We start from the raw sequence: 22126 nt of genomic DNA, 5'->3' as shown, positions 1-22126 counted from the left end.
AGTTTATGGAGCACAGCGCATTACAGGTTTTTTCCCTGTATCTGTTGTATTTGAATTATCATTTACCGAGTCGTTACAACCACTCAGCAGAATCGCGCCGATTAATAAAAAATATGAATATTTAAAAGAAGTTATTCCTGAGCATTGCCTTTTCATTGCTATGTACAATCCATTTAAAATCTAAAATGGCTAACATAGAAAAGTACAATGACAGTGGCATGACCCCAATATTTCAATCCAGTGAAAAATATGAAAAGTCTATTATTTTCATATTCTGCACCAGATCAAAAATCAGATGAATCTAAGGCTTTAATTGAATATTTTGTAGCTCGCCATCAAAAGTTTCTATGAGACTCTTAATAACTGGCTGTTGCTGTAATAGCTCGGCTGCTCGGTGAAAGGCTTTTTCTTTACGTGCACTTTGAATGGTATAGGGAGTAGATGTATTCAAAGCACCATATTCAACTGTAAATTGAGTATTCGGCCATTGCTCATTTAATGCATCAATAAGGCCTTGCTGCAATTGGGTCAGCATATTTTCATATTCTTGAGGAATATGGAAAATAGTATTGCCACCAATTTCACCAGTCATCACACCATGTTGAGCAAGTTCTTGAACGGCTGGAGAAAGCTGACTATTTCTAAACCAATATTCCCACTTTTCGAGTGTCCACTCACCTTCCAAAACTTGAGGAGAAAGCTTCAAGATATCTTGAGGCATCAACTGACCGTTATCAGTTGCACTAGGCTCTTTTACAATGGCAACTGTTTCTGTTTGAACCATTACTTCGGCTTGTACAAATGACTGTTGTTCAATAACAGGTTCAGAAGCAAGATCAGGCGTATCTTGGGCCAACGAAAATTCAGCGTTAGGCGTTTCAAATAAACCCATAGGTTCAGCAGTGAAAGCTGGTTCAGGTTCAATATTTTTAGTTTGGACTTCTGCCTGAACTTGTACTAACTTTTGTTCTGGTACCGGAATGAAATCTTCTTCAATAACACTAACCGTCTCTTGAACAACGGCTGACTCAAGCCCAATCAACTCATGATGATTTGGATCAAATACCATTAAATCCTGATTAGACTGAGGTTCAGGTTCAGGTTCAGGTTCAGGTTCAGGTTCAGGTTCAGGTTCAGGTTCAGGTTCAGGTTCAGGTTCAGGTTCAGGTTCAGGTTCAGGTTCAGGTTCAGGTTCAGGTTTAACCATAGCGGGTTGACTAATAACTTCAACAGGCTGAATAGCATTTACAGGAGCAATATCTTGAACTTGTTGCTGGACTTGGTGATTCATCACCACTGCTTGTCCATTTTGTTGAACAGGCTCTGATACTAAAATTTCATTTGGCGCTAAAGGACGGAATGCTAATAAGCGTAAAACACACATTTCAAAACCTTGCTCTTGCGTTACAGCAAGTTGCAAGTCTGAACGACCTTTACATGCGATTTGGTAATAAAGCTGCAAATCTTGCGCAGAAATCAGCTTAGACAGTTGCATGATTTTGCGATTGATTTCATCGCTATATTTCAAACTCAAATCAGGTAGATATTGCAAAATTGCTAATTCATGCAATGTTGAAATCAACTGATCAAGCACAAGTGAAACATCTAGAGCTTGATGTCTAAATTGCAATAGAAGCTGGCTTACTTTCTCACGTTGGTTCTGATGAATCGCTAAAATCAAATCATAAATAATCGTACGGTCAATCAAGCCAAGCATTTCTTTAACATCTTGATGATGTACAGAACCTTGACCATAAGCAATCGCTTGGTCAGTTAAAGATAAGGCATCACGTAATGAACCTTGAGCAGATTCAGCAATTTGCCAAATTGCATCTTGATCAGCATTAATTTGCTCTTTTTCAAGAATAGCGCCAAGGTGCTTGGTAATTTCATCGACGGCCAAAGGTCGTAGAGTAAATTGCAAACAACGTGAAATGACCGTAATCGGTAGCTTTTGTGGGTCAGTCGTAGCAAACAGAAACTTAACGTGTTCTGGTGGTTCTTCTAGTGTTTTTAATAACGCATTAAAAGAATGCGTAGAAAGCATATGCACTTCGTCAATCAGATAAACTTTAAAACGACCTTGCGTTGGCGCATAAGGAACGTTGTCTAAAAGTTCACGTGTATCTTCTACTTTTGTTCTTGAAGCAGCATCGATTTCGATCAGGTCAATGAAACGGCCTTCATTTACCGCTTTACACGTTGCACAGACTTCACACGGCGTTGAAGTCACACCTGTTTCGCAGTTCAAACACTTGGCTAAAATACGTGCAATTGTAGTTTTACCTACACCACGCGTTCCTGTAAATAAATAAGCATGGTGCAGACGACCGCGTTCCAATGCACTACTTAATGCACGAGAAACATGGTTTTGTCCCACTAACTCATTGAAGTTACGTGGACGGTATTTTCTAGCAAGTACTTGATACATGTATGCTCCTTTTTACAGGCATAAGCATACTTTGTTTTTAAAAGAGTGTGAACGCATAAAGCTCATATCCGTACAGATAAACTGCGAACTGACTTCTTTTCTCTACCAGAACCATTTATTTGTCTAAGGATGATCATGATGAAGCTCTTGATCAGTTACACCTTCATCCATGGTTTGCACTAGCCCTACACCATCCTTAATTTCAGCCGAATAATTTCCTTTCTCGGTAAAAATCTGCATGATCGTATAATGGTCTTTTTGACTTTGAGTAATGGTAAAGAAATTCTGATTTGGATCGCCCTGATCAAATTTTCCAGTCCACCGAACAATATCTTGGTCAACAGGTTCGATCTCTACAATTTTCCCTGTGCGATTAATGTCATATTCCAACATTTGAAACTTAACAGTGTCACCCACTTTTTTAAGTTCAATCACATTTGGATCATATTTAATGATCATACCTTTAGCATTTTTAAGTAGCGGAAAATTAACATTAGAAGGAAGCTGATCTTTTTCTATTTCATTAAAAACAATCTGTTGCTGAGACAACTTTTCCTTTTCTGATGGACTCAAATTCAGCATATTTTGACGAGCAAATTCATTCTGACGATCTGCCACTTTTGGCCCAGACTCTTGTCGACTTTCTAAAGGCGACGTTAAAGCAGAAGAGCTTTGCTGTGAAAAAGCAAACCAGATTAAAACTGCTAACGCCACACAAGCGATAGCAGTTCCTATTAACAATTTATTTTTCTTCATTATTTACAGCTAAAAATAGAGATTAGTTATATAGAGAAATTTTCTGTGCGTTCAGGTTAATGACGCTGACAGCATCAATTTTTCCTTCTTCCCCTAAACGTACACCATATTTAGGGTTGTATAGGTATGGACTCGAATAAAAATTAATATTATTGCCACCCATTGCGGTGCTTCCTAACGGATGAGCAAAGCCTGAGCCAATATTGGTTGAACCATTATGGTACAGACCAAGATTGTGCCCGACTTCATGGCGCATAGCGGCAAAAGAACAACCTGCAATATCATTTGCACCAATCATATTATATGCAGAAGCATTGATCCAAGCCCAACCACAGCCACCGTCACCAGGTTCATTACCTTGATAATAAACACCGTCTGCCAATACACGTTTTCGCTCATTTTGTACCGTCGTGTCATCTCGTCCAGTCGAAATTGCTTCTTTTAAAGTAGTAGCAGGGATTTTATAAGTTAAATAGCCCACATCTCTTAAGTAAAAACGTGCATTCGAATTTTCAGCAGTTAAATTTGTTAAATTTACGCCTTCAATCATTCTAAGTTTTGCAGCGCTCTCACCTAAAATTGTATTTACTTCTGGACTAGAAACTAACAACATATCAATTGTATAACTATCTACTGTCCAACCTTGAGCGGTGTAAATAAAACGGCGATTTTCACCATTTTTAATTGCAGTAGATAAGCCATTAGCGGCATTAATATAGGTGTCTGCCGACGCATTCGACACAATAACCACCTTATCCCCGACTTGAGCTTTAGCGGGTAGCTGCAAGGTTGGCTGCCAATTTGATGTAGACAGTTTCACCTTTAAAGTGGGCTGAGTCATATTCGGTAAAGTTGTAGGGATTGTTGCCGATGAATCAATCACCTTTGTTGGTGAAGAGATCAGCTGCCAATATCCTTTGTCGCTTACATACATAAACTCATATTGATCGCCTGTTTTAAGTGTTAAGGTCGCTTGGCTATTAATGTTGGTATTATTAATTTTTGCAGACCAAGTCGCTGTAGACTTAATAATAATTCTATCTCGATCACTTGCAGTGGTAGGCAAAGTAAAATTGGAAACCCAGTTCCCATCTCCAAATGCAATTTCGGTAAGCGGACTACTTACCGCGGCTAAAGATGTTCCGATTTGCTGAACATTTAGCTTCTGAGGTTTTATATATTCTGGAACCCATTTTCCTAAAGCAGAATAATATTTAAACCAATATTCCGAACCATTTTTTAATGTAAAACTGCTCGGGAAAAGTAAATTTGTTTTATCAATCTCTGAGCTTGCACTTGCTGTAGAAACAACTTGTACGGTTGTTCCGTCACGTACGTCACTTGGTAAAGCAATGGTTTGTGCCCATTTGTCATTTTGAATGAGTACTTTTTGCATTGATGCGGTTGTTAAAGGTACAACCTCATAGTTAGTACCATTGGTAGGACTAACCGTCGCTAACTGAGCAATCCATTTATTTTGACTGCTATTAAAGATGAATTGATAAACATCTCCGCTATTTATCTTCAATACTTCTAACGGAATATTCGTATTAGAAGTATCTAAATAACTACTATAGGCGGCACTAGAACGAACTGTAATCTTGTCCGAATTATTAGCACGTGCCGGTAAAGAGAGATTTTTGACCCAATTCCCATTTGCTAAAGAAAATTCTAGATCTGAATAACCAGATGGTATTGATCCACTATTATTATTCTGATTTGGTGAAAGTACAGTTGCGGCATACACAAGTGAAGACGCAACAATTGCTCCAATAATGAGTGATGTTTTTAATTTAAAATTCACAGCGGCCTCTTTTATTTGTTTTTAGATTTTCGAATAGCAGGTTAACAAACCATTTTTTTACAGTCAATTTTCGATCAATCAATTTTTCATTAAATTTCAATTACATGAATATTGAATCATTTTGAAATAAAAACATGAAATTTATTAAAGAATGGGTTGTTTATGAGAATTAAATAACTAAATTTATTATAAAGAAAATATTAAAAAAGACATTTGAGGGTAAAAAGAAAGATAAATCTCTCTTTTTACCCTTTATTTTAGTTTACTTTCTTAGGAAAGCTAAACCAGACAAATACAGTTAAAAGGAAGAAACAAATAGCTGAAATAGTGAGTACCCAACTATGCGCATAGCTAAAAGCTTGCTGAGCAACTGCAATTAATTGCCCTCCCAAAGGGCTTTCAAGCTTAGAAGCTAATTGCATGGTTTCACCAATCGAGATACTCGCTTTTTCAATTAAGTTCGATGGAAGCTCTGCTGGTAAAATAATTGAGCGGCTATAAAACCAAGACAACATTAACCCAAAAATAGCGACGCCTAAACCAGCTCCAAGTTCATAGGCCATACCTTCAATCGCACCTGCTGCACTTGCTTTTTGTGGTGGAACAGATGACATAATCGCAGCAGTTGAAGCCAGTAAGGCAATCTCAATACTAAAGCCTAAAAAGACCATACACGTCCACGCTAAAAAGTGATCGGTCGAAAAGTTAAGCTGGGCAAGCCCCCATAGACTAAATCCACTTATTAAAATACCAACAGTTGATACAAGTCTAAGCCCCCACTTATTCAAGCAAATACCAGCTAATGGGCCACCTAAACTAATTGCAATCATGAATGGAATAATAAACATGGCTGCCTGTAATGGAGAAAACCCATGCACAAACTGCAACTCTTGAGACAAGAGTAATTCAAAGCCAACCAAAGCAATCATGGAAACCACCGCCATCACAATGCTGGTAGAAATCACTGGATGTTTAAATAAATCCAGATCAATCATTGGCGTGGTCATTCTTTTTTGGCTTCGAATGAAGTGAATTAAAGTACTTATACCCACCACAAACATCACGACTGTAAGTACCGAGAAGTTGTACATCGCCGATTTGATTGAATAGATGAGGCTTAAAATGGCTACAACCAAAATTAAAGCTTGCCCCAAGTTAATTGGCTGATCAGTTTTCTCTTGTTGTTTTGGAATGATCATCGCGATCATGACTAGAACGACTAAAATAATCGGAATGTTAATGAGGAATACAGCTCCCCAATGGAAGTGTTCTAGCACAAAACCACCAACCAATGGACCAAAAGCTGCTCCACCACCACCCACTGTAGACCAAAGACCGAGTGCAAAATTTCTCTGCTTTTCTTCGGTAAAGGCATTACGTATACCTGATAAAGTGGCAGGAATAAGCATCGCTGCCCCTAAACCTAAAACTGCTCGGGAAGCAATTAGCGCGTAAGCTGTTGGAGAAAAGGCCGCAGCTAGAGAACCGATTCCAAAAATTGCAGTTCCAATAAATAATAATTTTTTAAAGCCAATACGATCACCAAGTGCACCCATCGGCAAAATCAAACCCGCCATAATCAGTGAATAAATATCAATGACCCATAAAAGCTGATTGGCAGTTAAATTCAATGCTTCACTTAAAGTCGGTGTTGCAACATGCATCACCGTTGCATCAATCGTAACTGGTAAATATATAAGGACGATAATTGTCAGGATTAACCATTTTTTTTGCATAACGCTCTTCAATATCCAAAACTTGGACACGTGTTCAAATCATGGTTATTATATACACAATTGGACACTTGTCCAACTTTTAGTTTTAATGTAATTTGTGTCGAATTCAGTCAGGTGAAAGAAACATGGCCTATCTTAATCGCGATCAACGCAGAGAAATGATTCTGCAAGCAGCCATGCAAGTTGCTTTGGCTGAAGGTTTTACAGCCATGACGGTACGCCGAATCGCAACAGAAGCACAAACCTCTACCGGACAAGTTCACCACCACTTTTCGTCGGCATCTCATTTAAAAGCTGAAGCTTTTTTAAAGCTCATGGAACAGCTTGATGAAATTGAACAAACTCTAAAAACCACTAGCCAATTTCAAAGGCTATTCATCTTATTAGGCGCAGAAAACATAGATAGACTTCAGCCCTACTTACGCTTATGGAATGAGGCTGAACTCTTAATTGAACAAGATGCGGAAATACGAAAGGCTTATAACCTTGCCATGCAGAATTGGCATCAAACAATTGTGCAAGCAATTGAATGTGGTAAAAAAGAAGGTGAATTTAAAAATATATCTAATTCAACAGACATAGCTTGGCGACTCATTGCCTTTGTATGCGGATTAGAAGGTATTTATCAACTTGGTTTACAAGGTTTAGCTGAAGAAGACTTTAAGCGTCATACTGAAGCAATTATTCGCCTAGAATTATTATAAATATAGAAGCTGGCATTCATTAGAATACCAGCTTACACTAAAATTAGAACCAACCTTTACGGCCTTTTAAAATTTGGTCAGTGCAACGTAAGGCTTCTTGAGTAAGCCCCCACAAACGGTAATCACCCGTGATTGAACCAATTTGAAAGTTATGAGTATAGGCAAAACTCAGGTCGCGCTCAGGATCGCACCACGCCCCTGAACCATTGTAACCAATATGCCCAAAGCCATTTTTAGCGCGTTTACCCATGGTAATAATGCGATGATATCCTAAACGCCAATTCATCGGAATTGGCATGACACGATCACGTGCATAACTTTGAATAGTACTGAGCTCTTTAAATATTTCTGGGCGAATAAATTGCTGTCCATCCCATTCACCCTGATTTGCCAGCATTGCATAAATTTTAGCAAGACTATTTGCAGTAAACGTACCGTTCGCCGCTGGAATGACTGCTTGCAATCCTTCATCACTAAAGAAACTAAAATGCTTCATTCCTTTTGGAATCATCGCATCCTGAAAATCTTGCGGGTCTTGCCCCGTCCATGTAATCATTTTTTCAGAAAGTGAACTTTTGCGTGCTTGAGGCTTTTTAGGTTTTTCAACTTGGGTAGCCGCTGGTTTTTCTGGTTTTGGTTGAATTATTAAACGTGCTACACGGTCTAGCTCACTTGCAGGCGTACCAAAATAACCGCCGTCTAACTGCAAAGGCTCAACGAGATATTTTTGCATGAGCTCATCTAAAGATTGACCAGTTGCTTTTTCAAGTACACCACTCACCAGCCAACCAAATGTTAAAGCTTGATAAGCATTGCCCTCTCCTGCAAGGAATCTAGGCTTAGTCGCCGCCATCACATTTAACATATGTGACCAGTCGAGCATTTCCCTCGCACTTTCGATAATATTTCGAACATCAAACATGCCGCTTTGATGGCTTAGAACATGGCGCAAAGTCATTTGCTCTTTACCATTTTGAGCAAACTCAGGCCAATAAGTCGCAATCGGTTTGTCGTATTCTAAAAAACCTTTACTTACTAAAATATGCGCTAAAGTTGCAAGTACACCCTTACCTGTAGAGTAGCAAACAGCCAAAGTGTCAGGTTGCCATGCTTCATTTTGTGATTTTAGACCGGTGTAGATATCTACAACTTTCTGGCCTCTAAAATAAACCGCTAATGCAGCTCCACCTTGTCCTGTTCTAGCATCTTGAAGACGGCTAAATTGGTGGGCTAAATCAATAAAACGTTCATCTAAAATACCGTGATAGTTATGGGTATCGGCCAGTAAAATCTCTTTAATCACATGAAGTTCCTTGCATTTTTTGTTATTTTGCTCAAAAGCAGCCCAGACATCTGTTCAGGCTGCTGATATTTTTATAATGCTTTTACAGTTCCTGCAACGTGCGGTTTTTGTGATTTCGCATTACGAATCAAGAAATCAGTCTTTTTATCTGCATTGGCAGTTAAAAACTCAACTTTTGAAGGTAGGAACATTGGTAACTTAAACCACACATCTGCTTCATAAGCATTTGGTAATTCAAGGTTCGCTAGTGCTTTAGCTTTACTCCACATGCCATGTGCAATGGCTTGCTTAAAGCCAAATGCTTTTGCTGTAATAGCATGAATATGAATTAAGTTAAAATCACCAGACACTTTCGCATAACGGCGGCCTGTGTTTTCTAAAATATCCCACTCTGCCTTTGGAACATAAGCTGGCGCTTGTTCTTCTTTGGCTTTCTCACCAACTCTTTTCTCGACTTTTTGGCGAGATAAATAAGTCGTTAAGCCTTCCATCACCACTTCATTGCCAACTTTTGCCGTGGTAATAAAGTCAAACTGAACACCTTTATCATGCGGTTTTAATTCCCCAAATTTGCATGACAAGGTTAGTTTTTCAGTCACACCAATTGGTCTGGTTTGTTTAATCTGGTTACGGATATGAACTAAACCTAAAATCGGAAATGGAAAGGCTTCTGCTGTCATCATGTGCATTTGCAAACTTTGAGAAAGCACAGCCAAATAAATTGCCGGTACAAAGCCATTATTTTGAAAGCTACATACTTCGTTATAAGCTTTGAGATGACTCTGATCAATTTCTAGAGTATCTACTACATATTCAACTTGCGGTAAGATTTTTGGACCTTTCGGCTTTTTAAAAATTAAACCTTGTACCACTTTTGGGTAAGCTAATGCCGCTTTTGGTAGCTGGCTAAAATGACGAGTATTCATACCTAACCTTTTATAATTTATAGATTCTTGAATAAAAAAGGGATGCACAAGCACCCCTTTTTAGCTAAAAGTGCTTAAGCGCCCAACAAGCTTTGACCACATACACGTACAACGTTGCCGTTTACACCTGTAGAAGCAGTTGATGCAAACCATGCAATTGTTTCTGCTACATCAACAGGTAAACCGCCTTGTTGCATTGAGTTCATACGGCGACCAGCTTCACGAATTGCAAATGGAATCGCAGCAGTCATTTGTGTTTCGATGAAGCCCGGTGCTACTGCGTTAATGGTAATACCATTTTTTAAGATAGGCGCAGTAAATTTAACTAGACCAATCACACCAGCTTTAGATGCAGCATAGTTTGTTTGACCAAGGTTACCAGCAATACCACTAATAGATGATACACAAACAATACGACCATTTGCATTTAGACCATCGTTTTCTAACAAGTAGTCATTTACACGTTCAGCAGCAGACAAGTTAATGTTAATTACTAAGTCCCAAAGCTCTGGCTTCATGTTTGCCAAAGTTTTGTCACGTGTAATACCTGCGTTATGAACAATAATATCTAAACCGCCTTGTTTTGCCGCAGCAGTTTTAATTTTTTCGCCCGCATCAGCAGCAGTAATGTCAATTGCCAATGTAGAACCACCAATGTCAGCAGCCACACGGTCAAGGTCAGCTTGTTGTTGTGGTACATCTAAACAAATAACATGAGCGCCATCCCGTGCAAGCACATGTGCAATTGCCTCACCAATACCACGGCTCGCACCAGTTACTAATGCAGTTTTACCAGCAAGCGGTTTTGCCCAATCAACATCAACCACATCTGCTTTAGACACACGAACAACTTGACCAGACACATAAGCTGAACGTGGAGAAAGCAAGAAACGTAAAGTTGATTCAAGGTTTGCAGCAGCACCTTCATCAACATAGACAACTTGAGCAGTAATACCCTTTTTAAATTCTTTACCTACAGATTTGATAAAGCCTTCAAGTGCACGCTGAGCAATCGCTTGTTTTACAGTTTTTGCAGTTTCAGGAGTTGTACCAATCACAATCACTCGACCAGAAGTCGCAACTTGACGTGCAATCGGGTTAAAGAATTTATAAAGTTCGTTTAACTGTTCTGAGTTTTGAATACCAGAAGCATCAAATACTACTGCTTTGAATTTTGATTCTTTGTCGCCCGCATTGAATGGGCGTAAATTTAAACCAACTTTTGCAGCTTCTTGCTGTAATGCAACATTATTGCCTACATAGCTGTCAGCATGAATATTGCTAAGTACTTGTGCAATCGCACCAGACAATACACTTGACGGCGCTGCGCCAACCAATACTGCACCATTCACTACTGGCTGAGCACTTTCAAAACGCTCTAATGCAACTGGTGATGGTAAACCCAGATTTTTAACAACAAATTTACCAATAGGAGATTGTGTAAATGCTTGGTATTGATCAGTCATGATTATTATCTCTCAAAGAAATGAATTTTCTACGACAGGCTTCATTATGTTATGAGATGAATAGCAACAATATGAAATCAGTCGTTCATTAGAGTTACTCCAAATCATACTTGAGTTCATCTTTGGATGTCTTGACCTGAATGCTATCTACAATGTCATTCTAGTCAATACAGGTCTATTTGAATTGTGTTAATGTAGCTTATAAGAATATCGTTAATATGCTTGGAAAAGCCTTATGAGCAAGACAACTCAAGAAAATCCAGCAGTCGAGAATTCTGCTGAGGAAAAAGTGTCAAATACATCAAAGCCGGCTTCTAACACGGCTAAGCGTAACAGCACAACTCCTAAAGCAGCAACTAATACTCCAAAAACGACACGTACTCGTTCAACGACTGCACCTGCACGTAGCCCTCGTAATAAGAGCGCTGCTACAGCAACCCCATCTACATCTTCTAATAATGTAGTTGCAGCAACAAAAGCAACAAAAACCAAAACTTCTGTTCAACAGGATAAAACCATGAGCCAAAACACTGTTCGCCGCGTTGCAATTATTGGTGGCAACCGTATTCCATTTGCACGTTCAAATACTGCTTATTTTAAAGCGTCTAATTCTGACATGCTGACAGCAGCATTGAATGGTTTGGTTGAGCGCTTTAACTTACAAGGTAAGCGTATTGGTGAAGTCGTTGCGGGTGCTGTTTTAAAACATAGCCGTGACTTCAACATGACTCGTGAAGTTGTATTAAGCACAGATCTTGCTCCTGAAACTCCTGCTTATGACATTCAAATTGCTTGTGGTACAGGTTTACAAGCAGCTTTTGTTGTTGCAAACAAAATTGCACTTGGTCAAATCGATGTAGGTATTGCAGGTGGTGTAGACACAACTTCTGACGCGCCGATTGCTGTAGGTGATGGTTTACGTAAAGTTTTACTTGAACTCAATGTTGCTAAGACTGGTAAAGACCGTCTTAAAGCATTAACAAAAATTGATTTTAAAAAGCTTCTTGATGCACCAAGCAACGGTGAACCACGTACTGGCCTTTCAATGGGTGAGCACCAAGCAATTACTGCTTTAGAATGGGGTATTACTCGCGAAGCGCAAGACGAGTTAGCTGCAAGCAGCCATCAAAAACTTGCTGCTGCGTATGAACGTGGTTTCTTTGACGACTTAATCACTCCATTCTTAGGTCTTAACCGTGATAACAACTTACGTGCAGACAGCACAGTTGAAAAACTTGCTAAATTGAAGCCAGTTTTCGGTAAAGGCGAAACTGCAACAATGACAGCAGGTAACTCAACTCCGTTAACTGACGGTGCTTCTGTTGTATTGCTTGCTTCTGAAGAATGGGCAAAAGAAAACGGTCATGAAGTTTTAGCTTACCTTTCTTTCTCTGAAACAGCAGCTGTGGACTTCATTGGTAAAAACGGCCCTAAAGAAGGTTTGTTAATGGCTCCTGCTTATGCAGTGCCTCGTATGCTTAAGCGTGCAAACCTTAAACTTCAAGATTTCGATTTCTACGAAATCCATGAAGCATTTGCATCTCAAGTGTTGTCTACATTGAAAGCTTGGGAAGATGAAAAGTTCTGTAAAGAACGTCTTGGTTTAGATGCACCTTTAGGTTCAATTGATCGCTCTAAACTGAACGTAAATGGGTCATCTTTAGGTGCAGGCCATCCATTTGCTGCAACTGGTGGTCGTATCTTGGCAACTGCTGCTAAATTGATTAATCAAAAAGGTTCAGGCCGCGCATTAATCTCAATCTGTACAGCAGGTGGTGAAGGCGTTGTAGCAATCGTAGAGAAATAATTTTACTATTCACCTTTAAAAAAAAGCACCCTGATGGGTGCTTTTTTAGTTTAATAACTTAATTTTTAATGAAGTGATGCTGCTTTAGCATCAGGGAAAAATTTGTCTTCGATATGGTCATAACACCACTGGAAAATAAAGGTATAAACCAAAATACATAAAGTTAAACCAATATCCAAAATAAGTGCATCAATGACACTCATCTGGAGCATATATGCAATCATCGGTACTGTTGCAATCAACAAGCCACCTTCAAAACCAATCGCATGTAAAATCCGTACAGGGATCGTTCTTTCCCAATTATATTTATGCTCTACTTTTTCGAAATAGTGGTTAAAAATCATATTCCAGAAAACTGAAACAACTGCCATAAACACACCGAGTGTTCCGGTTACGTCCATCGGCATATCAAAAATAAAACTTAATGCAATCGCAATGATGACCAATAAAATTCCTTCATAACTGATTGCATGAATGAGCCTTCTCTTGGAAATCAACATTTTTAAATACTCAATAATAACTTGGATAATGTGCATTTTATTTTTATAATATTGATTAATCCAATCAGGTTCTTTCAGTTTTTTTGACAGATGAATATTAATCAAGAACAACTACTCATGTTTCAGGCCGTGATTGAAACCGGCTCTTTTTCAGCAGCAGCACGTAAACTTGGAAAAGTTCCTTCGGCTGTAAGCATGTCTATTGCCAACTTAGAAATTGATCTGAACCTGACTTTATTTGACCGTAAAGGCCGTGAACCCATCCCTACTGACGAAGCACGGGTATTATACGAAAAGACATCTCAGCTTTTAATTGAGATGAATCAATGGAAACAGCATGCTCACGCGTTAAGTACAGGATTAGAAGCCAATTTAACTCTTGTGATTGTCTCTGAACTTTTACACACCAATTGGACCGACTATATTTGTCTTTTAGAAAGTCGTTTTCCAGACTTACAAATTAATATTGTGTCTGCCCCTCAAGAAGATGCACTTCAAATGTTATTAGATGGCTCTGCCCAACTAGCACTCATGTTTGAACGCGAACACCTAGATAACAGAGAACAATTTGTAGAACTTAAACGTGAGGCTTTAATTCCGGTTATTTCAAATAGCCATCCCCTCGCAAGTCAAAATCAGGTTTCTTATGAACAAATCCTTACTACACGACAAATTGTAGTTGCAAGTCGAGATGAGACTTTAAAACCTGAATTGCTATTTTCGAAACATTACTGGCGTACAGACAACCACCACTCTGCTTGTTTAATGATTTTACGCAATCTAGGTTGGGGTGTTCTTCCTCAAGAAATGTTTAAAGAAAACCCTGAACTAAAAAACAAGCTTAAAGTATTGGATTTATTAGATTTCACGCCAAGATTTGAATATTACGTCGACTTAGTGTGGAGCCGTGAAAGTGAACTCGGTGCGGCTGCCAGATTTCTAATTGAATATATCCGTAAGCAACGAATGCAGCAGGTTCCTTAAAATTATTTCAATTGAGATGCAGAACCTAAACGTTTTTCTTTGAAATATAACAATTGATATATCGACAGCATGAATAGACTTTGTGCTATAAAAGAAAACATAAGATTTATTACTGAAGATGTTGAATATCAATGACTCATACAGCACTTGACCAATTAAAAACATTAACGACCGTTGTTGCCGATAGTAGTGACCTTGATGCAATTCGTAAATTTCGTCCATTAGACGCCACGACAAACCCTTCATTAATTACGGCAGCAGCAGAACAACCTGAAAGTAAAGAGCTGATTGAAGATGCTTATTATCAAGCCAAAGAAGAAGGCTATAGCAACGATGAGTTAATCGAAAGAACCATTGATATTTTGACTGTAAAATTTGGCGTAGAAATTTTAAAACTCATTGAAGGCCGAGTTTCTACAGAAGTTGATGCTGCCCTTTCATACAACACTGAAGCCACCATTCAAAAAGCCCATGAATTATGTGAACTTTACAAAGGTTATGGTATTGATCAGTCACGCATTCTGATTAAAATCGCGTCAACTTGGGAAGGTATTCAAGCTGCTAAAGTACTTGAAGCTGAAGGGATTGCTTGTAACCTCACTCTCCTTTTCGGTTTGCACCAAGCTCAGGCATGTGCAGATGCTAAAGTAACTTTAATTTCACCATTTGTAGGCCGTATTTTAGACTGGTACAAAAAAGCCGAAGGTGTAGACGCTTACCCAATCGAAAAAGACCCGGGTGTGGTTTCAGTTAAAAAAATCTACACTTACTACAAACAGCAAAATATTCCAACTCAAGTGATGGGTGCGAGCTTCCGTAGCATTGATCAAGTGCTTGGACTTGCAGGATGTGATTTGCTAACGATCTCTCCTGGTCTACTTACTCAGCTTGAGCAAGATACACGTACAGTTGATGCAGCTCTTGATGCGACTAAATCAAAGCAAGCAGAGGCTATTGTTAGACCAGCTCAAAATGAACAAAGTTTTAAAGATGAACTTAATCATGACTTAATGGCATTCCAACTTTTACAAGGTGGTGTTGATGGCTTTATTAAAGCCCGTGACCAATTAAGTTTTTTATTACGTCAATCTTTCGGAATTGATGCGGAAATTAAACCTTAAAAAACTGCACTTTTCATACAAAATCACCGATTTTTGTTATCATGGCAAAAATCGGTTTTTTATTGGGTTTCTCGTGTTCGGCATAACAGATATAACAACATATATTATTGGTACATTCCTAATTGTGTTATTGCCAGGACCCAACTCTCTATATGTGATGTCAATTGCTTCACGTTACGGGATTAAAACCGGATATATGGGCGCATTAGGTATTTTTACTGGTGATCTCATTTTAATGCTGTGTACCGTACTAGGAGCAGCCTCTCTACTTAAAGCATTTCCATGGGTATTTGTTATTCTTAAATTAACAGGTGCACTTTACCTATCTTATTTAGGCTTTAAACTCTTACAAGGCAGTATTCAACGCTGGAAACAACGTAATCAACCACAACCAGAAATGGCTGATTTACCTGCTTTAGATAAAGTTCATCCTTATAAAACAGCACTTAGTATTAGTTTACTCAACCCTAAAGCGATTTTATTTTTCCTATCTTTCTTTGTTCAATTTGTTGAACCCGACTATGCCTATCCCGCTCTAAGCTTTTTAATTTTAGCGGTTATTTTGCAGATGATTAGTTTTAGCTATTTAACGGCATTAATCTTCTCTGGAATTAAACTTTCAGCATTTTTTAAACAAAACCATAAAATTGCAGCAAGTAGTATTTTTTTAGTCGGAATTCTATTCTTCGGATTTGGTCTAAAACTAGCAACCTCAACAATCTAATCATCTTTACCTATCGGTTTTTGCACTATAAAGTTAAAACATGATGAGCTGTTAAAATGCCAGCATTCCATCTGTTTTAACTTCATTGAGCACAAAAAATGTTCTGACTTGTCTTACTCCAGGTAAAGCAATAATCTTTTCACTATGGAATCGGTTAAACGCAGCTAAATCTTTAACACGAATTTTTAGAAAATAATCGACTTCTCCCGCCACCAGATAGCACTCTAAAACATTTTCCAAATCACCTGATGCTTGTTCAAATGCCTGAAAGCTGTCTGGGGTTGAGCGGTCTAAAACCACACCAACGAGTACCACCGTATCACGCTGCACCATGCTTGGATTGATCCTAGCGCGTACATCTAAAATTGCCCCAATCTTAAAAAGACGCTGAGTATGATTCCAACAAGATGACGTACTTATGCCTACGAGCTTAGCCAATTCGGCATTACTTAAGCGTCCATTTTCTTGTAATGCACGCATAATTTTCAATTCGAGTGGTGATAAATTTTCAGCTTGCTCTTCCATAAAACAATATTCCAAATTTAGTGTTATTTATGGAAGGAATAATATCATTATTCAATATTTTAAAAATATTATTTCCATTTTAGACTAAAAATAGAAAGCACCTTCTTTAAAAAAATTGTTAGATTTAGCGAGCTGAAAGCAAAGGCAGAAACATATTAATTTTTCAGGGATTTAGAACATTTAGCTATGCAAAAGATTCTTCAAGATTTTTCTATTCCAGCCGTATTCGCGGGTTTCATTACCTTTCTTATTGGTATTAGTGTTTCGGCTATTTTAGTAATTCAGGCTGCCCAAGCTTTAGGTGCTTCACCTGAACAAATCACCTCATGGTTTTGGGCTTTAGGTTTGGGTCTTGGTTTATCAGGACTTATTCTTTCGTGGAAATTTAAATACCCTGTAGCAACTGCATGGTCAACCGCTGGTCTCGCTTTAATTATTGCAACTGGCGGTGGATATAGCATAAATGAAGCAATTGGTGCTTTTTTAGTGGTTGGTGTACTGACAGCGATTTTAGGTTTTTCTGGAATTTTTCAAAAAGCACTTTCATATATTCCGCAAAGCTTGACCAGTGCCATGCTTGCAGGCGTTTTACTTAAATTTGGTATTTCACTTTTCGCAAGTTTACAAAATGATTGGACATTCGTTTTATCTTTACTCGTCATTTATATCATTACAAAAAGATTATGGCCGCGTTATAGCATCGTGTTCACAGCTCTTGCTGGTGTTGTGCTCTGCCCTGTATTTTTAGACTTTCATATGCCTACGCTTCACTGGTCTTTGGCTAAACCTGTTTGGATTAGTCCTGTCTTTAGCTGGTCGGCTCTTTTAGGCTTAGCCTTACCTCTTTTTGTGATTAGTATGGCTTCGCAGTATTTACCCGGTATTGCCATGATCAAAAGTTATGGTTACAAACCGCATGTTAACCAACTCATTGGCTGGACAGGTTTAACCCAAGTTTTGCTTGCACCTTTTGGTTGCTATAGCGTTAATATTGCTGCGATTAGTGCAGCTGTATGCCTTGACGATCAAGTTCATCCTGACCCAAGTAAACGCTATATTGCTGGCATAAGCTCTGGTTTTTTCTATGCATTGATGGGACTATTTGCAGCAACACTGACAAGCTTGCTCATGTCTTTTCCCCATATCTTTATTGTAGCTTTAGCTGGTATCGCATTACTTGGAACCATTAGCCATAACATTGCGCTTGCCTTTGGTCCTGTTGAAGACCGTGAAGCTGCATTATTTACCTTCTTATGCAGTGCTTCGGGCATTCAATTTTTTGGTATTGGCTCAGCCTTTTGGGGACTTATTGTCGGTCTTATTGTGTTTTTAGTACTTAAATTTAAAGTCAAAAAAAGTTAATAAAAAAAGCGTTCATAGCGCCTTTTTCAATGCTATGAACGCTTTTTAGTCTTATTTTTATAGTTCTCTTACTACCACTGATTTTGCCATTTTGTCATGCCAGCCTTGTTTTTTAGCATCAAATGCGACCCAAAAAAGACCAATACCAAACACTAAAATTGACGGAATATAGCCAACATATCGAATGATACTCTGCGTGACTGTTAGCTTATTACCTGTTTTTTCATCTAAAACTTTTAATCGCATCAATCGTTTACCTGGCGTTCCTGCAAAATACAACCAACATAAAATTGAATACAATAAAGGAAATACATAGTTCACGATCAAATCGAACCAATAATTTTGTGGCTTAGCACTTAAACCTGTAGCAAAGACTAAGTCGTAATCCCCCTGATAAAAAATCCATGCTGCAGGAATAACAGCCAAAAAAAGAATAAGAGTATCAATGATCATTGCACCAAATCTTAACCAGAACCCTGCATACTCATACTTATAAGTCATGCTTACCTCGCTTTGTTATTGTTTAATAGCTAAAAACGCTTTTACAATTTTACTTTTATCCTAAATGAAACTTTTTTATTTTTAAATACTTAAATAAATTTAAAATATTCTACTTTTATATTTTATTGTAATAATTCTAATCTAAAGAACGTTATTGCATCACTATTCATCATAAAAACTCATATTTTTAGAACTGAACTTTTTCATTTCAGCTCTATTGAGAAAATTTTTACAGGAAATTAAAATACAAACTCATATTATATTTATTTCCAAAATAAAATATCTAATTTAAACTCTTTCTTTAATAATAATGCTGCAAATAATAGAGCTAATCCAATAACAATCAAAAAAACACTTAAACTGATTACTCCATAAACAATAGCTACACTGCCTAATATAGCTAAAACATAAAATATAATTACACTGAATGTCGGCATTTCAATTTATTCCACTACTTAAAATAAAAGCAATTTATTCTATCGAGTTTATAAACGATTGCTGTTTTCAAATGTTGGCTACACTATTAATTTGTATCATCATACAATAATCATGTTATTAAATTTATTTAGTGTTACTTTGCTTTAATAACAAGTGATGTAGTTCACATAATTTTTTATTTAATTTCAAAATAATGTTTTTCAGTGACGAGTTTAATTTTTAGATTTTTATATAAGCGTTCTTTTGAGTCTTCAAGTGAAGGGACAACTTTTTCTGCAAATTTATCTTCGGTCATCAGTCTGGCATAAGTTTTATAGCCAATAACTAACTTTTCGGGTTCTTTACCTGTTTGACGGAACTCTTCAATAAGTTTATTAACTTTCTTTGCTGTTAAATCAGCCATCTTCCTCACTCTCCCCTTAATTCATTATTTTGTTATACGTTTTCTATATGACAGAAATATGAACAGTAATTTTTTGTAATTTTCATGTAAATATTATCAATTATTTAGCAATACCACCTAAACACCATCTCAACCAATAGAAAAATAAACACAAACCCATGATTTAAAATAAATTTATTTAATTTTTCTTTCCTATGGCCGAATAGATGTTTACCGTGAATGAAATATGTTAATCTTTAATTAATAAATGCTTCATACATATAACAACTGTAAATAAGAGGAATAACATTATGAATTACCAACATATTATTGTACCAGTCGATGGTTCGGAAATTTCGTTAGCGGCAGCAAGACAAGCAGCTCATATTGCAAAAGCTTTTGGGAGCAAATTGACCGCTATTAGCTTAGTTGCGGTAGATCCTTTTAGCGGTGTAGATTTTTATTACATCTCACCTGTTGTAAAAGATTATTTTGTTGAAGCAAGAGCAAATGCAGAAAAAACACTCGCAACTGTAAAAGCTTTATGTGCCGAAGAAGGTATTGATGCCGAAACTCAAATCATCCAAGGTGAAATTTCTTCAGACGGTATTTTGAAAGCTGTAGAAGACTTAGGTTCTGATTTGATTGTGATTGGTTCCCATGGTCGCAAAGGCTTCCAAAAACTTATTTTGGGTAGTTTTGCTCAAGATGTTTTAAACAGTACCAAAATTCAGGTATTGGTTGTAAAAGAATAAACTTTTTTAGATGCAAAAAACCCAATCCAACGATTGGGTTTTTTAATAAAATAAATTGCATAAATTTTACACTAATCAAAAATCCAGCTAGAATAGTTTCTTATTCTTCCAATTTCGTGAGTCACGCCAATGAAGTAAGTCTTTTTTCTCATCAATTTTTCTTTTTTTGATGTGCAAAATAGACTATTTTTTTGTGATTTAACGTCTCTGCTTAAAACTACTTTTCCTATTTTGTACATCCTGTATTTATGAGGTTTTTTATGACTCAGCAGGCATGTGTAATATCACAACTCTCTTTAGAATTTTCATCTAAAGTCATGTTTCAACAACTAAATTTTAACCTTGAATCGCATCAAGTATCTGCTTTAATTGGCCGTAATGGTCAAGGCAAATCTTTGCTTATGCAAATGTTAAATCAGACACTTAAATCAGATTCAATTCTGGCGTCTGGGCAAATATCTTGGCATGTAAAGCATGCATATTTACCTCAGTTGCATCGTTTATCAGCCCAGACCATTGCCGAAGCATTAGATATCCTAGATATTTATCAAGCTTTTAAAAGAGTTGAACAAGGTCTTGCCAACTTTGATGATTATGATTTGTTAGAAGGTAAATGGGACTTACCCACCTTATGGAATAATTTATTGGAGTCTGCGGGTTTACCAACAGATTTAGACTTTCGAGTGAAAAATCTAAGCGAAGGTCAAAAAACTAAATTGGCATTAAGCTGTTTATTTCTAAAATCAGATCATTACTTGCTACTTGATGAACCTAGTAATCATCTAGATCAGGAATCTAGAAAATGGTTAATTGATCATTTGAGGAAACACCCAGCAGGTGCTCTTATCATTAGTCATGATCGTAGTTTACTGAATGAAGTAGATCATATTTATCACTTGAATGAACATGGTTTACATCACACAACGGGAAACTATGAAAAGTTTTATGACCAATATCAAACTCATGTTGCAGCTTTGGAGCAATCTGTTCAGCAAGGCCAACGCGACGTTAAAAACATGAGGCAAAAGCAACATGAAGTATTAATGAAAGCTCAAAAACGTGAACGTGCTGGAAATAAATTACGCGAATCAAATTCTCAAGCCAAAATTTTGCTCGATTTTAAGAAAGAACAAGCAGGCCAAAGTATTGCTGCCATACAGTCTCAGCACCAACGACAAATTTCGAACAGTCAAAATGATTTAATAGACAAAAAAATGCGTCTTGAAACAGTCAAGCCACAACAGTTTGTCTTCCCTACTTTTCATAAGAAATCTGGAGAAATCCTTCGCATAAAAAAACTTAAACTGAAATATGGAACGCAAAAACCCATAGATTTAGCGGTTCAGGCAACCGAAAAAATTCACATAACGGGTCAAAATGGTATTGGCAAATCGACACTACTTAAAGCAATTCATGCTCAAAACAAACAGCCATGTGACAGCATTCACTTATTTGTAGAGTGCTTTTATCTGGACCAGAACTTTAGCTTTTTATGTGATGAAATGACGGTGATTGAAAATCTAACCCACATGAATAGTGAGCTTTCAGAACTAGAATGGCGAAATCTATTAGGTCAACTTCGAATTCGAGGTGATAAAGGTACACAACTTTTATCTCAGCTCAGTGGTGGTGAAAAACTCAAAGTAGCCTTATTAGCGCTTAGCCAAATACATCCTCTCCCTGAACTCTTGTTATTAGATGAACCAGAAAATCATTTAGATATTGAATCTAGAGAACTATTAGCTACCGCTATTCAAAGCTATGAAGGCGCTGTATTGCTCATTTCACATGATCAAACTTTTGTTGAAAGTTGTGCTATTCATGAGTCTTTTTCTTTAACCGATTAATCTTTATTGATATCTTTTTCAAATTTACTAGTTCTCTTTTGAGAGCTAGTAAAT

At 37.4% G+C, this 22126-nt stretch carries 20 protein-coding genes; 8 read left to right on the top strand and 12 right to left on the bottom strand.

Annotated elements, in window-relative coordinates; translation table 11 throughout:
* Positions 1 to 301: 301 nt before the first annotated feature.
* The 4 genes from K6I41_RS07120 to amvA form a co-directional block, all read right to left on the bottom strand.
* Positions 302 to 2431 (bottom strand): DNA polymerase III subunit gamma/tau, encoded by a 2130-nt coding sequence (locus tag K6I41_RS07120; protein WP_250375503.1) that lies wholly within the window; start codon positions 2429 to 2431, stop codon positions 302 to 304.
* 123 nt (positions 2432 to 2554) lie between these two features.
* Positions 2555 to 3187, bottom strand: a complete 633-nt coding sequence (gene cpaB, locus K6I41_RS07115) for a metalloprotease secretion chaperone CpaB (protein ID WP_250375502.1) — start codon at positions 3185 to 3187, stop codon at positions 2555 to 2557.
* 22 nt (positions 3188 to 3209) lie between these two features.
* Entirely contained in the window at positions 3210 to 4991 is a 1782-nt protein-coding gene (gene cpaA, locus K6I41_RS07110; RefSeq protein WP_250375501.1) for a metalloendopeptidase CpaA, read from the bottom strand.
* A 257-nt stretch (positions 4992 to 5248) separates the two neighbouring features.
* On the bottom strand, positions 5249 to 6727 hold the full coding sequence (gene amvA / locus K6I41_RS07105) for a multidrug efflux MFS transporter AmvA (RefSeq protein WP_250375500.1): 1479 nt from the start codon (positions 6725 to 6727) through the stop codon (positions 5249 to 5251).
* Positions 6728 to 6852: 125 nt separating this feature from the next.
* Here amvA and K6I41_RS07100 point away from each other — a divergent pair, with 125 nt between their 5' ends.
* Positions 6853 to 7431, top strand: coding sequence for a TetR family transcriptional regulator (locus K6I41_RS07100; protein ID WP_250375499.1), 579 nt, complete (start codon positions 6853 to 6855; stop codon positions 7429 to 7431).
* A 43-nt stretch (positions 7432 to 7474) separates the two neighbouring features.
* Here the strand turns inward: K6I41_RS07100 and K6I41_RS07095 are convergent, their stop codons facing one another.
* The 3 genes from K6I41_RS07095 to K6I41_RS07085 all read right to left on the bottom strand — a co-directional run bounded on the left by K6I41_RS07095 (position 7475) and on the right by K6I41_RS07085 (position 11126).
* Positions 7475 to 8734, bottom strand: coding sequence for a serine hydrolase domain-containing protein (locus K6I41_RS07095; protein WP_250375498.1), 1260 nt, complete (start codon positions 8732 to 8734; stop codon positions 7475 to 7477).
* Between the two features lie 71 nt (positions 8735 to 8805).
* A complete protein-coding gene (locus tag K6I41_RS07090; RefSeq protein ID WP_250375497.1) occupies positions 8806 to 9660 on the bottom strand; it encodes a MaoC family dehydratase in 855 nt (284 codons plus the stop codon).
* Positions 9661 to 9734: 74 nt separating this feature from the next.
* Positions 9735 to 11126, bottom strand: coding sequence for a 3-oxoacyl-ACP reductase (locus K6I41_RS07085; protein ID WP_060466581.1), 1392 nt, complete (start codon positions 11124 to 11126; stop codon positions 9735 to 9737).
* A gap of 235 nt (positions 11127 to 11361) precedes the next feature.
* Here K6I41_RS07085 and K6I41_RS07080 point away from each other — a divergent pair, with 235 nt between their 5' ends.
* Positions 11362 to 12933 carry an acetyl-CoA C-acetyltransferase gene (locus tag K6I41_RS07080; protein ID WP_250375496.1) on the top strand — a complete coding sequence of 524 codons (1572 nt, stop codon included), beginning with the start codon at positions 11362 to 11364 and terminating at the stop codon, positions 12931 to 12933.
* 65 nt (positions 12934 to 12998) lie between these two features.
* Here the strand turns inward: K6I41_RS07080 and aceI are convergent, their stop codons facing one another.
* Positions 12999 to 13433, bottom strand: coding sequence for a chlorhexidine efflux PACE transporter AceI (gene aceI, locus K6I41_RS07075; RefSeq protein ID WP_005073799.1), 435 nt, complete (start codon positions 13431 to 13433; stop codon positions 12999 to 13001).
* A 90-nt stretch (positions 13434 to 13523) separates the two neighbouring features.
* Between aceI and aceR the strand changes: the two genes are divergently transcribed.
* The 3 genes from aceR (at position 13524) to leuE (ending at position 16262) form a co-directional block, all read left to right on the top strand.
* Complete coding sequence (aceR, locus tag K6I41_RS07070) at positions 13524 to 14417, top strand: HTH-type transcriptional regulator AceR (RefSeq protein WP_060466579.1); 894 nt, start codon at positions 13524 to 13526, stop codon at positions 14415 to 14417.
* 131 nt (positions 14418 to 14548) lie between these two features.
* The gene (gene tal, locus K6I41_RS07065; protein WP_151822813.1) at positions 14549 to 15538 is read left to right on the top strand and encodes a transaldolase; all 990 of its coding nucleotides are present in this window, start codon (positions 14549 to 14551) and stop codon (positions 15536 to 15538) included.
* Between the two features lie 73 nt (positions 15539 to 15611).
* Positions 15612 to 16262 (top strand): leucine efflux protein LeuE, encoded by a 651-nt coding sequence (leuE, locus tag K6I41_RS07060; RefSeq protein ID WP_034591201.1) that lies wholly within the window; start codon positions 15612 to 15614, stop codon positions 16260 to 16262.
* Between the two features lie 51 nt (positions 16263 to 16313).
* Here leuE and K6I41_RS07055 read toward each other — a convergent pair whose 3' ends face one another.
* Complete coding sequence (locus K6I41_RS07055) at positions 16314 to 16787, bottom strand: Lrp/AsnC family transcriptional regulator (RefSeq protein WP_004791690.1); 474 nt, start codon at positions 16785 to 16787, stop codon at positions 16314 to 16316.
* 186 nt (positions 16788 to 16973) lie between these two features.
* On the opposite strand from K6I41_RS07055, the gene K6I41_RS07050 reads away from it, so the two are divergent.
* Positions 16974 to 18149 (top strand): benzoate/H(+) symporter BenE family transporter, encoded by a 1176-nt coding sequence (locus K6I41_RS07050; protein ID WP_151988598.1) that lies wholly within the window; start codon positions 16974 to 16976, stop codon positions 18147 to 18149.
* Positions 18150 to 18206: 57 nt separating this feature from the next.
* On the opposite strand, the gene K6I41_RS07045 is transcribed toward K6I41_RS07050, so the two are convergent.
* The 3 genes from K6I41_RS07045 to K6I41_RS07035 all read right to left on the bottom strand — a co-directional run bounded on the left by K6I41_RS07045 (position 18207) and on the right by K6I41_RS07035 (position 19491).
* Positions 18207 to 18650, bottom strand: a complete 444-nt coding sequence (locus K6I41_RS07045) for an RDD family protein (RefSeq protein WP_013197421.1) — start codon at positions 18648 to 18650, stop codon at positions 18207 to 18209.
* A 263-nt stretch (positions 18651 to 18913) separates the two neighbouring features.
* Positions 18914 to 19087: a hypothetical protein gene (locus tag K6I41_RS07040; protein ID WP_005306470.1), complete on the bottom strand. Its 174-nt coding sequence runs from the start codon at positions 19085 to 19087 to the stop codon at positions 18914 to 18916.
* A 176-nt stretch (positions 19088 to 19263) separates the two neighbouring features.
* Positions 19264 to 19491, bottom strand: coding sequence for a hypothetical protein (locus K6I41_RS07035; RefSeq protein WP_004791683.1), 228 nt, complete (start codon positions 19489 to 19491; stop codon positions 19264 to 19266).
* A gap of 290 nt (positions 19492 to 19781) precedes the next feature.
* On the opposite strand from K6I41_RS07035, the gene K6I41_RS07030 reads away from it, so the two are divergent.
* Both K6I41_RS07030 and K6I41_RS07025 read left to right on the top strand, forming a co-directional pair.
* Entirely contained in the window at positions 19782 to 20225 is a 444-nt protein-coding gene (locus K6I41_RS07030; protein ID WP_005306472.1) for a universal stress protein, read from the top strand.
* Between the two features lie 260 nt (positions 20226 to 20485).
* On the top strand, positions 20486 to 22072 hold the full coding sequence (locus tag K6I41_RS07025) for an ATP-binding cassette domain-containing protein (protein WP_250375495.1): 1587 nt from the start codon (positions 20486 to 20488) through the stop codon (positions 22070 to 22072).
* The last annotated feature ends 54 nt before the right edge of the window (positions 22073 to 22126 follow it).

It is taken from the genome of Acinetobacter sp. AS23 (assembly GCF_023612055.1).
In the GTDB taxonomy this organism is placed as follows: Bacteria; Pseudomonadota; Gammaproteobacteria; order Pseudomonadales; family Moraxellaceae; genus Acinetobacter; species Acinetobacter oleivorans.
The sequence above is the reverse complement of the archived record's forward strand: the minus strand, read 5'-3'. Positions and strand labels throughout refer to the sequence as shown.

Excerpts from the sequence above, each read along its gene's own strand:
- K6I41_RS07090 (WP_250375497.1), bottom strand. The coding sequence starts at position 9,660 with ATGAATACTCGTCATTTTAGCCAGCTACCAAAAGCGGCATTAGCTTAC.
- K6I41_RS07100 (WP_250375499.1), top strand. The coding sequence starts at position 6,853 with ATGGCCTATCTTAATCGCGATCAACGCAGAGAAATGATTCTGCAAGCA.
- K6I41_RS07045 (WP_013197421.1), bottom strand. The coding sequence starts at position 18,650 with ATGACTTATAAGTATGAGTATGCAGGGTTCTGGTTAAGATTTGGTGCA.
- aceR (WP_060466579.1), top strand. The coding sequence starts at position 13,524 with ATGAATATTAATCAAGAACAACTACTCATGTTTCAGGCCGTGATTGAA.
- K6I41_RS07085 (WP_060466581.1), bottom strand. The coding sequence starts at position 11,126 with ATGACTGATCAATACCAAGCATTTACACAATCTCCTATTGGTAAATTT.
- K6I41_RS07080 (WP_250375496.1), top strand. The coding sequence starts at position 11,362 with ATGAGCAAGACAACTCAAGAAAATCCAGCAGTCGAGAATTCTGCTGAG.
- K6I41_RS07055 (WP_004791690.1), bottom strand. The coding sequence starts at position 16,787 with ATGGAAGAGCAAGCTGAAAATTTATCACCACTCGAATTGAAAATTATG.
- K6I41_RS07030 (WP_005306472.1), top strand. The coding sequence starts at position 19,782 with ATGAATTACCAACATATTATTGTACCAGTCGATGGTTCGGAAATTTCG.
- K6I41_RS07040 (WP_005306470.1), bottom strand. The coding sequence starts at position 19,087 with ATGCCGACATTCAGTGTAATTATATTTTATGTTTTAGCTATATTAGGC.
- K6I41_RS07035 (WP_004791683.1), bottom strand. The coding sequence starts at position 19,491 with ATGGCTGATTTAACAGCAAAGAAAGTTAATAAACTTATTGAAGAGTTC.
- amvA (WP_250375500.1), bottom strand. The coding sequence starts at position 6,727 with ATGCAAAAAAAATGGTTAATCCTGACAATTATCGTCCTTATATATTTA.
- K6I41_RS07050 (WP_151988598.1), top strand. The coding sequence starts at position 16,974 with ATGCAAAAGATTCTTCAAGATTTTTCTATTCCAGCCGTATTCGCGGGT.
- tal (WP_151822813.1), top strand. The coding sequence starts at position 14,549 with ATGACTCATACAGCACTTGACCAATTAAAAACATTAACGACCGTTGTT.
- aceI (WP_005073799.1), bottom strand. The coding sequence starts at position 13,433 with ATGTTGATTTCCAAGAGAAGGCTCATTCATGCAATCAGTTATGAAGGA.
- K6I41_RS07120 (WP_250375503.1), bottom strand. The coding sequence starts at position 2,431 with ATGTATCAAGTACTTGCTAGAAAATACCGTCCACGTAACTTCAATGAG.
- K6I41_RS07025 (WP_250375495.1), top strand. The coding sequence starts at position 20,486 with ATGACTCAGCAGGCATGTGTAATATCACAACTCTCTTTAGAATTTTCA.
- cpaB (WP_250375502.1), bottom strand. The coding sequence starts at position 3,187 with ATGAAGAAAAATAAATTGTTAATAGGAACTGCTATCGCTTGTGTGGCG.